This is a genomic window from Mycobacterium sp. 1165178.9, from assembly GCF_001673555.1.
Classification (GTDB): domain Bacteria; phylum Actinomycetota; class Actinomycetes; order Mycobacteriales; family Mycobacteriaceae; genus Mycobacterium.
Map to the genome: position 1 here is coordinate 1 of NZ_LZMB01000273.1, position 14,951 is coordinate 14,951.

10 protein-coding genes and 1 pseudogene are annotated in these 14,951 nt (G+C 66.3%); 2 read left to right on the forward strand and 9 right to left on the reverse strand.

All coding sequences use genetic code 11. The features are described 5' to 3' along the window. Together A5652_RS11900 and A5652_RS11905 are read right to left on the reverse strand one after the other, a co-directional pair. A partial coding sequence (locus tag A5652_RS11900) for a fatty acid synthase subunit beta domain-containing protein (protein ID WP_156745291.1) occupies positions 1-5,374 on the reverse strand: 5,374 nt, incomplete at its 3' end. Positions 5,375-5,904: 530 nt separating this feature from the next. Next, a complete protein-coding gene (locus A5652_RS11905) occupies positions 5,905-6,627 on the reverse strand; it encodes a DUF1906 domain-containing protein (RefSeq protein WP_067350939.1) in 723 nt (240 codons plus the stop codon). A gap of 369 nt (positions 6,628-6,996) precedes the next feature. Here A5652_RS11905 and A5652_RS11915 point away from each other — a divergent pair, with 369 nt between their 5' ends. Continuing rightward, positions 6,997-8,148 (forward strand): aromatic ring-hydroxylating dioxygenase subunit alpha, encoded by a 1,152-nt coding sequence (locus A5652_RS11915; RefSeq protein WP_067350962.1) that lies wholly within the window; start codon positions 6,997-6,999, stop codon positions 8,146-8,148. Here A5652_RS11915 and A5652_RS28075 read toward each other — a convergent pair. Next, a complete protein-coding gene (locus A5652_RS28075; RefSeq protein WP_067350942.1) occupies positions 8,131-9,480 on the reverse strand; it encodes a secreted hydrolase in 1,350 nt (449 codons plus the stop codon). The genes A5652_RS11915 and A5652_RS28075 overlap by 18 nt on opposite strands. Before the next feature lie 81 nt (positions 9,481-9,561). On the opposite strand from A5652_RS28075, the gene A5652_RS11925 reads away from it, so the two are divergent. Beyond that, the gene (locus tag A5652_RS11925; protein WP_067350945.1) at positions 9,562-11,028 is read left to right on the forward strand and encodes an aldehyde dehydrogenase; all 1,467 of its coding nucleotides are present in this window, start codon (positions 9,562-9,564) and stop codon (positions 11,026-11,028) included. Here the strand turns inward: A5652_RS11925 and A5652_RS11930 are convergent. The 6 genes and pseudogenes from A5652_RS11930 to A5652_RS11955 form a co-directional block, all read right to left on the reverse strand. After that, positions 11,023-11,553: a maleylpyruvate isomerase family mycothiol-dependent enzyme gene (locus A5652_RS11930; RefSeq protein ID WP_067350948.1), complete on the reverse strand. Its 531-nt coding sequence runs from the start codon at positions 11,551-11,553 to the stop codon at positions 11,023-11,025. The genes A5652_RS11925 and A5652_RS11930 overlap by 6 nt on opposite strands. Continuing rightward, positions 11,546-12,007, reverse strand: a complete 462-nt coding sequence (locus tag A5652_RS11935) for a MaoC/PaaZ C-terminal domain-containing protein (protein WP_067350951.1) — start codon at positions 12,005-12,007, stop codon at positions 11,546-11,548. The genes A5652_RS11930 and A5652_RS11935 overlap by 8 nt, the downstream gene beginning before the upstream one ends. After that, positions 12,004-12,534 carry a MaoC family dehydratase N-terminal domain-containing protein gene (locus A5652_RS11940; protein ID WP_067350953.1) on the reverse strand — a complete coding sequence of 177 codons (531 nt, stop codon included), beginning with the start codon at positions 12,532-12,534 and terminating at the stop codon, positions 12,004-12,006. The genes A5652_RS11935 and A5652_RS11940 overlap by 4 nt, the downstream gene beginning before the upstream one ends. 12 nt (positions 12,535-12,546) lie before the next feature. Then, complete coding sequence (locus A5652_RS11945) at positions 12,547-12,972, reverse strand: nuclear transport factor 2 family protein (protein ID WP_067350956.1); 426 nt, start codon at positions 12,970-12,972, stop codon at positions 12,547-12,549. Between the two features lie 91 nt (positions 12,973-13,063). After that, positions 13,064-14,650, reverse strand: coding sequence for an AMP-binding protein (locus tag A5652_RS11950; protein WP_067350959.1), 1,587 nt, complete (start codon positions 14,648-14,650; stop codon positions 13,064-13,066). Positions 14,651-14,668: 18 nt separating this feature from the next. Then, positions 14,669-14,951 (reverse strand): annotated as a pseudogene (locus A5652_RS11955) (aromatic ring-hydroxylating dioxygenase subunit alpha); the annotation flags it as partial.

Here is a 14,951-nt window from a genome sequence, read left to right on the forward strand (position 1 = left end):
CATCGAATCCGATGTCGTCCGGTCGGGCCGCACCCGACGGCGCGGTCGGCGCGGCGGCGGGGGCGGGTGCGGCCGAGGCCGCTTCCGGCGCCGACGCAGTTTCGGCGGCTACCTCCGGCTCGTCCTCGGGCTCCGGCTCGGGGTCGGTGTCAGTGGCGAACAGCACCGCCGCGTCGCGCTCTGCGTTGAGGACTTCCACTGTGCTGTGGGCGTATTCGGGCAGCTTTAGGGTGTTGGTGGCCAGGCCCGCGACGGTCGGTGCGGACTTCACCCCGATCTCGACGAACCGCTCCACGCCTCGACCGCCCGCGGCCTCTTCGGTGAACAGCAGGTCCTGGGTTTCGATCCAGCGCACGGGGCTGGCGAATTGCCACGCCAGCAGCTCGATGAGGACGATGCGCGCCATCTCGATCCGGCGCTCGGCGATCCAGGTGTCGTAGTCGGCGAGGATCGGGTCGAGCGGCTCGGCCGGCACCAGGTCGCGGATCTCCTGGATGAAGTCGCGGTCCAGCGTGAACGGCCGCGGCACCAGGTTGGGGATGTAGCGCCCGATGATGACGTCAGGATCCTTGTCGCGCGGCATGACTCGGTCGAGCGATCGCCGGAACTCCGCCACACCGACTCGCAAAACACGCGAGTGGAACGGCACGTCGATACCGGGCACCAGAATGAACGAGCGCTTGCCGCCGGTGATCTTGCGGCGCCGCTCCACCTCTGCCTCGAGCTCCTCCAGCCCGCGCACGGTGCCCGCGATCGCATACTGTGACCCGCGCAGGTTGAAGTTGACGATCTCCAGGAATTCGCCGGTGCTCTCGGCGATTCCCGCGACAAATTCGGGGACCTCGTCGTCGGGCAGGTCGATCTGTGAGGGGCGAATGGCCGCCAGCCGATAGTTGGACCGGCCCAGCTCGTCGCGAGGCACGATGTCGTGCATCTTCGACCCGCGGTGAAACACCGTCTCCAGCAAGGCTTCCAGCTCGTAGATGCCGGTCACGCAGGCCAGCGCGGTGTACTCGCCGACGGAGTGGCCGCACGCGATCGCATCTTCGACGAAGGCGCCTTGCTCACGCATCTCGGCGACCTGCGCCGCGGCCACCGTGGCCATCGCGACCTGGGTGAACTGCGTCAGGTACAACACGCCCTCGGGGTGGTTGTAGTGCACACCGCTGGCGATGATGCTGGTCGGGTTGTCGCGCACCACGTGCAGAACCGAGAAGCCCAGCGTGTCGCGGGTGAACTTGTCGGCTTTGTCCCACACCTTGCGGGCGGCCTTGGACCGGGCCCGCACGTCCATGCCCATGCCCTTGTGCTGAATGCCCTGTCCGGGGAACGCATAGACCGTGTGCGGGGCGGCCAGCCGTGCCGTCGCCGACATCACCAGATCCGATCCGATGCGGGCGGCGACCTCTAAAACCTCGGCGCCCTGGTCGATTCCGACCCGGTCGACGCGGAACGCGACCTCATCGCCGGGCCGAACCATGCCCAGGAAGCGGGCGGTCCACCCGATCAGCCGCGCCGGCGGGCGCGCCTGACCATCGGTGGCGGTCACCGCGTGCTGGGCGGCGGCCGACAGCCACATGCCGTGCACGATGGGCGATTCCAGGCCGGCCAGCAGCGCGGCGGCGCGGTCGGTGTGGATGGGGTTGTGGTCACCGGAGACCACCGCGAACGGCCGCATGTCGACCGGGGCGGTGATGGCGACGTCGCGGCGGCGCCGACGCGGGGTGTCGGTCGCGTTTGCCGAGACCGCCCCACCCGCGCGCGTCGGGTCGGTCAGTTCGGCGGCGCCGGTGCGCCCGAGGATGGCGAAGCGCTCCTCCAGGGTGGCGATCACTTGACCGTCGGGGTCGGCGATGGTGACCGAGACCGGAACGACGCGCCCCATGTCCGTGTCGATGGCCACCGAGGCCGTCGCGGTGATCGTCAATGGCGACTGGATGTTCGGCAGCTTGCCGACCATGTGGGCGGCGTGGTCGAGATGCACCAGGCTCAGCAGGCCCTCGACGACCGGAATACCGGCGTCGGTGACGGCCGAGCCGATCGCCGAGAAGACGGCGGGCCAGCACGGCCCGACGAGTGCGTCGGGCACGGTGGTGAGGCTGGGCGCCAACGGTTCTCCGAAGGTAGCCGTGACGCCGGTGTGGTCGGCGACCCGCTCGGGGTCCCAGTCCACCGTGACCGTGGCCGTTCCGTCGGTGACCGCGGGCAAGAACTCCGGCCCGTCGACCCCTGCGGCGATGGCCAGTACCGCCCGCATCGCCGTGGCCGCATCCTCGGTGGAGACCACCGGGGTCGCGCCGTCAACAGTGTTGGGCGGCAACGTGAATGGGATATCGATCCACGTGCCCGACACCGGAACGCTGAGCACGACGCGGTCGCCGTCGACCTGAAGCTGCGCCCCGGTGGACGAATGCGTGGCGCGGCGGCTCTCGGGTCCGTCATGCACCAGCCAGTCGGAGGGATCGGCGATTCGATGGACCGGGTTGGTCGCGGTGCGGCCGGCCCACTGCACATCGGGGGCGTCCAGCACGACCGCCAGCGGTCCGGTGACGTCGGCGCGGCCGGTGCGCCGGGAGGTGACCGCCGTGGGTTCCGCTCCGGCGGCGAGCGCCTCGTCGATGGCCGCCTGTTCGAAGCGGTCCAACAGTTCACCGACGGGCTCGTCCATCCGGGTGATGCCGGCCACGGCCGCGGTACCCGGAATGATGCACACCTGATCGGCGTCGTAGCGCGCGTCGTGCGCCTGCCAGAGCGAATCGCTGCGCCACCAGCGCCGTACGTCCTTGTCGATCACCGGCACGAAGTTGACCGGCTTGCCCAGCAGCTTGCACAGCGAGACGAAGAAGGGGACGTCGGCCGGGTGCAGCTGCACGCGTTCGGCGTCGGGGTAGTGCGCCAGCAGGGTGGCAATGGCCTCGGAAGGATTTTCCAGCAGGCGCACGCCGTCGTCAGTGGAGCCGTCGAACAGCGTCTCGATGGGACCGAAATCCTGCGCATGCAAACGGGCTTCGGCCCGCTGCAACATCTGCTCGAAACGGTCGCGCCAGGTGTCGGCCAGCCACGGACTGCCCGGCGACGCGGTGTCCGCGGTGGAATCACCGTCCCCGATGGACAATTCGACGTAACGCTGCAACCACTGCAGGTAGGTCATCTCACCGGCATCGCCGAAGTACGGCTTGGCGGTCTTGGCCATCGCCGCGATGATCTCGTCGCGGCGCTCCGCGACCGCGTCCGCGTCACCGGCGACCTCGTCGAGAAGCCGGCCGCACCGCGACGCGCCGTTGTCGATCTCGTGAATGTCCGCACCGAGCTGGCTACGGCTGGAAGCCATTCCGCCGGAGGCTTTTCCGGCGCCGATCCACTGATCGGTGCCCTGGGTTTCGACCAGCATCCGCTTGACCGACGGCGACGTGGTGGCCTCCTTGGCCGCCATCGCCGCGGTGCCGACCAGGATGCCGTCGATCGGCATCAACGGGAAGCCGTACGTCTGCGCCCAGCGTCCGGACAGGTATTCGGCCGCCCGCTCCGGCGTCCCGATGCCGCCACCGACGCAGACGGTGATGTTGGAGCGCGACCGCAATTCGGAGTAGGTCGCCACCAGCAGGTCGTCGAGGTCTTCCCAGGAGTGGTGGCCACCGGCGCGTCCGCCCTCGATGTGCGCGATCACCGGCTTGGTGGACACCTCGGTCGCGATGCGGATGACCGAGCGGATTTGCTCGACGGTGCCCGGCTTGAAGACGACGTGGCTGATGCCGACCTCGCCCAGCTCCTCGATCAGGTCGACGGCGTCCTCCAGATCGGGGATGCCGGCGCTGATCACCAGACCATCGATGGCCGCGCCGGACTGGCGCGCCTTTTGCACCAGCCGCTTGCCGCCGACCTGCAGCTTCCACAGGTACGGGTCCAGAAACAGCGCGTTGAACTGGTAGGTACGGCCGTCTTCGAGCAGCCCGGACATCTGCTCGATACGGTCGGCGAAGATCTCCTCGGTGACCTGCCCGCCACCCGCCAGCTCGGCCCAGTGCCCGGCGTTGGCAGCGGCGGCCACGATTTTTGCGTCGACGGTGGTCGGGGTCATGCCGGCCAGCAGTATCGGTGAGCGGCCGGTCAACCGGGTGAATTTCGTCGAGAGCTTGACCCTGCCATCGGGCAGGCGAACCAACGTCGGAGCGTAGCTGGACCAGGCCCGCGCCACCTCGGGAACAGCACCCACGGTGAAAAGGTTGCGTTGCCCGCCGCGGGTCGCCGCGGGGACGATGCCCACACCAAGACCCCGGATCACCGGCGCGGTCAGCCGGGTCAGGATGTCGCCCGGCCCCAGGTCGAGGATCCAGCGCGCCCCGGCGTCGTTGACCCGGGTGATCTCCTCCACCCAGTCGACCGGACGCACCAGGATCGACTCGGTCAGCTGCCGGGCCAGCTCGACGTCCAGGCCGACCTTCTCGGCCCAGCTGCCGACGATGTCGATGCCGTCGGCCAGCCGGGGCGTGTGGAAGCCCACCTCGACCTGCACCGGATCGAAGACCGGCGCGAAGACGTCTCCGCCGCGCAGCTTGTTCTTCCGGTCGGCTTCCTCCTTCTCCGAGATCTGCTGGCAGTAGAGCTCGAAGCGGGACAGCTGTTCCGGGGTGCCGGTGATGACGACCGAACGGCGGCCGTTGCGGATGGACAAGACGGGCGGCAGCACGGTGCGAACGTCCTGGGCGAACTCGTCGAGCAGCCGGCCGATGCGTTCGGGATCGGCGTTGGTGACCGACACCATCGGGGGGCGGTCGCCAAGCACCGATATGCCACGCCGACGAGCCACCAGCGTCCCGGCCGCCCCGATCAGCTGGGCCATTGCCAGCAGCTCGACATCGCGGCCACCACCGGCCTTCAGCGCCTCGACGGCGAGCACACCCTGGGAATGTCCTGCGACGGCCACCGGGGGCGTCGCCTTCAAGTCCATGCCTTGCCGTGCCAGCGCACGCACGGCCGCGATCTGGGTGAGCAGCACCCCCGGAATCGACACCGCGGCCGAAGTCAGGTGCTTGTGCGATGGGACCGGATCCTCGGCCGCTAACGCACGTACCCACGACAGCGGCTCGAAGCCGATCGGCCGCACCACGACCAGCTCTTTGGCTACGGGTTCCAGGAGCAGGTTGACCTCACCAACCAGGGTGGCCAGCTCGGACTCGATGCCGGCCGAGGACACCAGTTCTTCGAGAGTCTCCAGCCAGGCGCTGCCCTGGCCGCCGAATGCCACGGCGTAGGGCTCGCCGGCCGTCAGTCGGTCGACAAGAGCGAGGGTGTCCCCGGCTTGGGGGTTCTTGCTCCCCTGCGGAGCTTGCCCGCCTCGGTCAGCGGACACCCGATCGTGCTCGTGGATCGTCACCTTGTCTGTCTCCCCTGTATGCGTCTTTAGGTCTCGTTCGTCTGGCGGTTCACCACCGCAGGGCGGGGTCCTGTCGATTCCGCGTCGAATCACAGCCGGGAAACGGCCGGCCGGTGTGTTGTCGGCGGACCGCTCGAGTGGCGCTGAGCGGCGCGACGGACTCCATCGGCTGTACTAAGAGTGTCATAAGGATCGACCCTCGTTTCCCGTGCTGATCGGTTACTGGTGAGTTCTACGCATGGGTAACCGTGTCCTGGGTAACACGCGGTTTCACCGGCGGCGAGGAGCCGATTAACAAACCCGCTGCATGCAGGTGGTTACGGTCGAGTAGCTATAACTGCGCAGATCAAAGCTATCTTGTTATCGAATCGTTACATAAAAATTTTTGGTCACAAAACGCCATCGTGGCGCCGTCGGGCGCGGCTGACCGCGATCCGCCCCCCGCGCGTGCCCGGAAAATGAGCGAACGAGTGTTTGCTGGAATTTTTAAGAGTCCGCATCCCGGCCGCACCGAGCAACGGCATCTGACGCTAGGCCCACTGGCCGAATTGGGGCTTGAGGATCTCGTTGATGTCCACGCCGACCCCTCCGACGCTGCGTTTGTCGATTTCAACCTGGTGCAGATTGGCCGCCGGGTGGGCATATCCCTTGGGCGAGCCCCAATTGTGCTGCCAAAAGTAGGAGCCCAATCCGTCGTGCAGCGCCCAGTCGATGGTTTTCGAATTGGCGTACACGCCTGTGCGCTGATGGCCGATGACCGATTCCCACGAACGCAGGTAAGGCGCCACCTGGCTTTTGTACTGCTCGTAAGAGGGGTCGTCGTCAATCGAGGCGTAGATGGGCGCGCTGGCGGGCCCGCCGGCCGCAGCGTGTAGCTGCATCCCGCGCTGCGCGTGCTGCAGGCCGGCGTTGGCACCGCCCAGCCAGTCCGCGGTGCTGGCCTTGCCGTACTGATAGCAGGACACGATTTTGAGCCCGTTGCTATCGAGGTCGCGCGCTTCGCTGACCTGGATCGGCTTTCCGAGCATCCAGTTGCCTCCGGGGCGCCGGTCCGACACGTACCGAATCGCCCCCACCGCGCCCGCCGCGCGGATCTGACTCGCCGGAATGACTCCGGCCGCATAGTCCAGCAGGGTGCCGAGCGATGCCGATGCCACCGGGGCGCTCAGCGACGCGCCCGCGACGCCCAGGCCGAGCACGGCCGGGGTAGCGGCCGCGAATTTCAGCAGATCGCGTCGCGAAACGGATGACACAAGCCACAGAGTACGACAGAGATCCCATATGTCACGCCAATCACAAAGATCACATCTGCATCACGGCGCCTCATCGGCGCTGAAGCGCGCCCGCCGCGCCCAACATCGCGTAGGACCAGGTCACCGCCATCAGGCTCAGCAGCGAGCGGATCATGGGGCGCCGCGCTGGAGGCGCCTCATTTCCGTCAGGCGTTGACGTTGTCCAGCGTGTCCACCATCCGTCCGATGGGTTGCCAGCGCCGGCGGTTGGGCAGCCGCACCGCTATCTCGGGCTTTCCGTAGCGCGCTAGGGCGGCGTTTGGCCTTAATTTATTGTCACTATAAAGTTAATACAGTTAGCGAGAGCGCTTGACTGCGATCGGAGTTCAGGTGGAACACGACCAGCTCATAGACTTGACGCGGCGCGCGTTGAAGTTGGCGCGGGACAAGACGACTGATCTCGCTCCGGCCCAACACACGGTCGACGCGCGTGACTACACCGGCATCGAGCGGCACAACCGTGATCGGGCGATGCTGCTGGCCAGTCCGCAGTTGGTCGGCTACGTCTCGGAACTTCCCGCCCCGGGTTCGTATTGCACGAAAACGGTGATGGGGCGGTCCATCGTGTTGACCAGAACATCAGAGGGAACGGTGAAGGCGTTCAATAACGTCTGCCTGCACCGCCAGTCGCAGGTGGTGACCGGATGCGGCACCGCGAAGCGGTTCACCTGCCCGTACCACGCCTGGACATACGACAACACCGGTCGCCTGGTGGCAGTTCCCGGACGCGAGGGATTCCCGGACGTTACCGTCAAGTCCGACGGTCTGACCGAACTCCCGGCCACCGAATTCGCCGGATTCCTTTGGGTGGCATTGGATCCCGGATCCACGTTGGACGTGGCGGGACACTTGGGCCCGCTCGCCGAGGAACTCGACTCGTGGGGCATCGGCCGCTGGTCACCGCTCGGCGAGAAGGTGTTGGACTGCCCCATCAACTGGAAACTGGCGATCGACACCTTCGCCGAGAACTACCATTTCGCCACTGTGCATCAGCAGACGTTCGCCACCATCGCACGTAGCAACTGCACGGTCTTCGACTCTTACGGACCCCACCACCGGCTGATCTTCCCGCTCAACACCATCCTGGAGCTCGACAATTTGCCCGAGGATCAGTGGAATCCCTTCCACAACATGGTGGTGATCTATGCGCTGTTCCCCAACATCGTGCTGTCGGTGACCATCGCCAACGGCGAACTGTTCCGCGTCTACCCCGGGGATCGGCCTGGTAGGTCAATCACCGTCCACCAGAACGCAACACCGCAGGACCTCGCCGATGAGTCGGTGGCCGCCGGCGCCCAAGCCGTCTTCGAATACGCGCACGCCACCGTGCGCGACGAGGACTACCGACTGGTCGAGGGGCTGCAAGCCAACCTCGAGTCCGGGGTCCGCGATCACTTGGTGTTCGGCCGCAACGAGCCCGGGTTGCAGCATCGCCACATCACGTGGGCCCGGGCGTTGTCCCCGTCAGCTGACGTCGGCTGACAGGACCGCGATCAGATCGTCGAGAAGCTTTGCCAGCATGTCATTTTCGGCAGGCGTCACGTTGAACAGCAGCTCGACGGCATCCTTGCGCCGGCCGGCCGCCACCAGCGGCCCGACCTGGTCCACCATGGCCTGCAGTTCGGGCTTCGGCGGTGCCAGGCTCGAGACAGTCGTCGACAGCACCTCGACGAGTTCCCAATCTCGGTACAGAGCCAGCGAGCGTTCATTGAACGCGAAGCCCGTCACCGGGTTTCCCCACATGGTCCCGTGATAACGATAGGGGCCCTCCATGTACTCGATCGGCAGCCCGTGCGCCGGGGCGGCCACCAGCGGCTCTCCGACGAGATCCAATTGCAGAGTGGGACAAATGATCCGGTGCCGGTCGGGCATGTACCGGGCCGGCGCGAGAGGGCGCACCAGCGGCCGGATGGCCTCCGGCCACCGCACATAGCTGCTGACCGTGACCTCGACGTCTTCGGCACACTCAGGCGCGATTGCGGGGTCCGGGTGGCTTGTCGTGACACCGGTGAACGGTTGCAGCGCATTGCCATCTGCGCGGTCGAACTGGCGCCAGATGCTCAGGTCGACCCCGTTGTCGAAGTTGATCGTGCGCCATTCGTGTGACCTCGCCCGCGGGTCCCCGCCGGATCCGCCGCCGCCGGCGTACTTGGGGAACCACTGCCGATCGACGTGCCCACTCGTGCCCGAGACCTGCTCGACCACGTCGCCCCAGCGCAGGGTGCCGGTCATCGCCATGCCGGTCTGGAAATACGAGTAGGTGTCGCTTTGACCGAAGCAGACGATCTTCCCGTTATAGGTCGATGCACCCACCGGTGTCGGTGCGCGCGTTGGGGTTACGGCCAAATCCAGTCGCATGGGCCGCCCGGACTGATCCTTCCCGACCAGGCTGACGCGATAGGTGTAGGGCAGCAGTTCGCCATCGCCGTTGCGGCTGGTCGTCCACGACGCGGTTCCCGCGCTGCTGTGGTAGTGGATGTCGAGATGGCCCACCGCCATAGTCAGCTTGCGCTGGGCACCGGGCTCCATGTTGGCCGGCGGCATGTCGTAATCCGTGAAGGTGCCGTAATCACCGGTGTCGAGGTCGAACAGCGCCATCGTGTAGAAGTCCGCGACGACCGTTCCGCCGGGCCGGTTCTTGTTGAAGATGGTCAGAAAGGCAAACGATCGGTCGGTCTCGGCGGCCTCGAGCTGACCGGCGATGAACCAGGTGTCCGACTCCTGGTCGGGGTGCTCGCCCTCGGCGGCGGGGAACTGTAACTGGCCGTCGCCGGGCACCAACTGAAACGGGTAACTGCGCCAATCGCTGGTCATAGAGGGCCTCGCTGCTTTTTTCGCTATGTTAGCGTGAATAGCGAAATAGCGGCCACGTCCATCCCCTGAGGAAGTGCCCCGATGACAGAGACTTCCGGCCATCGCTCCTATAACGAGCTGTTCATCGGGGGCCAGTGGCGCAAGCCCGCCAATCCCCAGCAGCTTGCCGTGATCTCGCCCCACTCCGAGGAGCCGGTCGGGCATGTCCAAGTCGCAGGTCCCGAGGATGTCGAGGCCGCCGTCGCCGCCGCGCGGCGCGCGTTTGATCACGGTCCGTGGCCACGGATGAGCCACGCAGACCGGATGGCCAAGGTCGAACAGCTCGCCGGCATCTACGCCGGCCACGCCGACGAGATGGCCGATCTCATCACCGACGAGATGGGGTCGCCGCGCAGCTTCAGCCGGATGGGCCAGGGGGCGGCCGCCGTAGCGCTGATCCACCTCTCGCTGGCCGCCGCCCGCGAGTTCCCGTGGGAGGAACGCCGCCAGGGCGTGCTCGGCGAAGTACATCTGCGCAGGGCCCCCGTCGGGGTGGTCGGGGCGATCGTGCCGTGGAACGTGCCGCAATTCTTGATCATGCCCAAGCTGATCCCGGCACTGATCGCGGGCTGCACGGTCATCATCAAACCCGCGCCCGAAACCCCTTTGGACGCTCTGTGGTTGGCCGAGATGATCGAGCGGATCGGGCTGCCCGAAGGCGTGGTGTCGGTGCTGCCCGGAGGCGCCGAGATCGGCGAGGCGCTAGTGCGTCATCCCGGGGTGGACAAGATCGCCTTCACCGGGTCCAGTGCGGTCGGCCGCCGGATCGCCGCCCTGTGCGGCGAGCAACTCAAGCGGGTGAGCCTGGAGCTGGGCGGCAAGTCCGCGGCGATCATTCTCGACGACGCCGACATCGACAAGACGGTGGCCGGCCTGAAGTCCGCCGGACTGATGAACAACGGCCAGGCCTGCGTCGCGCAGACCCGGATTCTGGTCAGCGACCGCAAGCATGACGAGGTCGTCGACGCGCTGGCCGACATGATGTCCACGCTGAATGTCGGCGACCCGGCCGACGAGTCGACGGACATCGGACCGCTTGTGGCCCAACGCCAACAGCGCCGCGTCCAGGACTACATCAAGTCGGGCCGCAGCGAAGGCGCCCGCGTTGTGCTCGGTGGCGAACATAGCCCCGCCGAGCGCGGCTGGTACGTGCAGCCGACGCTGTTCACCGATGCCACCAACGACATGCGCATCGCCCGGGAGGAGATCTTCGGTCCGGTGCTCACCGTGCTTCGCTACCGTGACGTGGACGACGCGGTCCGCATCGCCAACGAGACCGACTACGGCCTGGCCGGTTCGGTGTGGACCGCCGATATCCAACACGGCCTGGACGTCGCGGCCGCCGTCCGAACGGGAACCTACGGCATCAACATGTACACCCTGGACATCGGTGCACCGTTCGGCGGCTTCAAGCAGTCTGGCATCGGGCGCGAGTTCGGGCCGGAGGGGCTGCATGAGTACGTCGAGCTGCAGACGCTGATCTGCAAAGGCCAGCTGCCGCCCCTATAAAGTTTTTGGTCTCCACAACGGGTCGCGACCAAGCCGCGCCAAAAGCCTTCCCTGCGAATCGGTCTCGTCGTCGATCGCGACCGGCGCACCGAACATTCCAGACGCGGCCGACGCCCGCGGATCTTCCGGTAGGCTCGCGCAGAACATTTCACACCACGCGGGGTCCAAAGCGGCGTCGGCGCCCACCGCGCGGGCGAGGTCCCAGGTATGCACCAAGACATCACGGGTCAGGTTCGGCATCAACCGGTACTCATCGAGCCGCGTCGCTCCCCCGGATCCAAGAGCCTCCGTCAGCGAGTCATAGGTGAGTTGCCATCGCGCCCGCGGGTCGCCGCGTGGCCGGTCAGGCTTCAAACCCAAGGGGCGCAACAGAAGAGCGTCATGAAAACCGATGACGTGCTCAAGCACTCCTCGCGCGTCCCACTCATCACACGGCGATGGACGGTCCCATTTGCCGTTCGCCGCGGCGACGGCCGCACCGAAGCGACGGCATACCGCCAAGTGCAATTCGCCGACGTCATCCATCGCCGTCGCGGGGGAATTCGGGCACGTGCAAGGTCAGCTCGACCGGGCAGCACAGCGCGCCGTGCTGATTGGTCACCTGGATTTCGACGTCGACCAGGCAACGCGGCGGCTCCACCGAGGTGTCCCGGCGCTTCGCCACGGCCCTGCCGCGGCCGACCATCGTGTCACCGGCATACACCGACCCGGCGAGCCGCATTGACCGCCGCACCACGCGCGAGCGCGGGCCCGCCCAGTCCGTCGCGACGCGGTCGGCGAATCCGGCCAGGTGCATCGTGTTGACGTAGATCGCCGGGTTGCCCTGAGCCGCAGCGTATTCCGGATCAAAATGGCCGGGAAAATAGTCCCACGTCGCCCCGGCGTTTTCCACCACCCGCTGGTAGCTGATGTAATCGATCACCTCGGGCAGGTCGACGGGAACGGAGATCTGGTGCCAGTCCAGGCCGTCGGCGCTCACGCGGACGCTCCCGGAGTGAACCGGAACAAGGTGTTGCGACAGGTGGCCACCACGGTTTGATCCTGCCGACGATAGGTCTCCAACGTCTCGACGAAATGGCCGACTCCCAGCCGCGTGCGCTTTTCCGGCGACACCGAAACCAGCTCGTCAACCACGGTCAGCACGTCGCCTTCGACGATGGGTTGCGGAAACTCGACCTCGTTGGCCGCGTTGATGATTGTGGTGCCGGGCAGCGGCACCCGCAGGGCGATCAATGAACCCGCCCTCCTACCGCCTGGTTGCCATGGCGGTGCGATCAGCCAGCCCACCAACAGCGCCGGCGGCGCCAGCAGACCTCCCCAGTGCAGGCGGGCGAATTCGGGATCCCAATACGAGCGATTGCCGTCGCGGACCATAGCGGCGAACAGCTGGATGCGTGCGGCACTGACCGCGGCGGCGGCGGTGCGGGGCTCGCCTTTCGCACCGACCATCCGCAGCGCATCGTCGTACGTGCCGAAGGCCAGCCGCTGAGCGAAATCCTGATCCACGTATCGGCGCGCTCACATGACGAGCGGGTGCCGACTCGGGACCGAATCCCACTGCAACGTACGGGAAGTGAAGTACCAGCCGCCGCGCTCGTAGATCAGACTGTCGCGAAATGTTCCGGTGGCGCGCAGCACGGTGTCGCCATACATGGCGGCGAAAAGCACGGCGACACAATGCTGAGTCGCGTTCACCCCGTCGACGCGGATTTCGTGATCGACCGTTACCAGTCGCTGGCCATCACCACCGTCGAAGGCCGAACGCAGGTCGTTGAACAGCTCACCGTCGCGGGTGTAGCTCGCACCGGAGTGCCGGAAGGTGGAGATCCAGCGGTCGCGGTCGCCTTCGGAAAAGGCCCGATTGTGCCGGGCATCGAGGTCCAGGATGGCAGCGCGTCCGGTGGCGGCTTGAAGCATTTGCTGTTCCTGATAGGTCATGGTCATCGCTTTCCAGCCTCTCTCGGGAATGACTGCCAACAATGGGCTGACGGAACACTAAGGCAACTTATCGACTATTAGGTGACAGTATCGGAACCTAACGGCTAACGACATACCCCCTACTTTCACGATCCCACGTGTTCGGACTGACGCCCCGTTCGCGCAATAAGTCCTTGCGTATCCGGCCGATCACATTCTTCGGGAGTTCGCTGACGGTCTCCACGAATCGCGGCACGCAGAAATAGGGCATGCGCGCCGCGCAGAAGTCGAGCAGCTCCACGAAATCCAGTGTGGCGCCGGGCCGCAGCGTGACTACCACCAGAACATCGTCCTCCCCCAGCTCGCTGGGCACGCCGACCGCGGCGGCCTCGACAACCGCGGGATGACACATGACGACGCGCTCCACTTCGACCGACGAGATGTTTTCACCGCGCCGGCGCAACGCATCCTTGATCCGGTCCACATAGGTCAGATTCTGATCGCCATCGAGCCGCCCGAGGTCGCCGGTGCGAAACCATTCCGGATGCGGCTTTATCCGCGAATCCCCGCCGACGTATCCCTCGCTCATCACGTGCGGATGCTTGGGCCGACAAACGATCTCACCCACTGTGTCAGTGGGCATCGGGGTTCCTCGCTCGTCCAGAATCCGCACTTCGAAATCGGGATTGGGCCGTCCCGACGTTCCGGGAACCCCGGCGTCGGCCAGCGCCTTGACCGCGATGGGGAACGCCTCGGTGAGCCCGTACATCGTGACGATGCGACAGCCGTAGCGCTTTTCGATGTCGCGGTAGGAGTTCGCGTCGATCGGCGCGGCGGAAATGAACCGCAGCGGTAGCCGTGCGTCATCCGGATCCGCAGGAAGATTCTGCAGCATCGAGACCATCGCCCCGGCGCCGGCGAATCCGATGGCACCGCGGGCGCGTATGTCATCCCACACCTCGCCGGGGTGAAAAGCCCCGGCCAGCACCGTCGTCGCACCTACCAGCATGGGCGCCAAGATGCTGGGCGCCGCGCTGAGGTGAAACAGCGGCATCGCCGTCCACAGCACCTCGCCCTCACGAAATTCCCAAGCCGACGCTACGGTTGCGGCCACCGAAAACAGGTAATGCCATGTCGTGGCGACCGCTTTGGATGGGCCGGTGGTGCCTGACGTGTAGAACAAGCAGCCAAGGTCGCCCGGATACCCTGGGCTATCGGTCGCCGCACTTTCCGCGTTCTGAGCCAGCGCTGCCGTAAGTGAATCATCCAGCACCACAACGCTTGTCAGGGTCTCCACCGCGTCGGCAATTTCGGCGGCCCGGGGCCGGCGCTCGGCGTCGGTCAGCATCACCTTGGCCCGTGACAGGCGAAGGGCGTGCAGTAAGAAGTCGCCCTTGTTCGCGGCATTGACCGCCGCGCTCACCGCGCCGATTCGTGCGGCGCCCAGCCAGAAGTACACCCACTCCGGACACGTGCCCGTGAACAACGCGACGCGGTCACCCCGCCCGACACCCAAGTCGGTCAACATGTTTGCCGCGGCGCAGGACCGCTGGCGCATCTGCTCAAATGTCACGTCGACACCGGCGATCGACATCATCACCCGATCGGGGTACTGCCTCGCGCGGTGATCGAGCACGGCCGGCACGGTGAAACTGTCGACGCCGAAATCGGAGGGCTGCGCGGGCCCGCTGCGGTCAGCGCACATCAGCGTGTCTGACTTTGATCAAGCTTTGGCGGCCGCGGGGTCGGGCTCGCCGTCGGCGCCGTAACCGAAGTCGGACGGTGAGGGCTCCTCGCCCGGGTAGAAGCGGTGCGCCCAGCGGCGCAGGGCCGCGTAGTCGTGCGCCTCTTCGGGAGCCAGATTCGGCTTCTCCAGGTATTTCATGTTCTCCCAGGTGAAGAAGTCCTGCTTGATGACCTCTTGCTGGAGGGCGAGGAACCGGGCGGCACGTCCGGTGGGCACGTCACCACCGTCGCCGGGTTCACGTACAGAAGCCTGGGTGTAG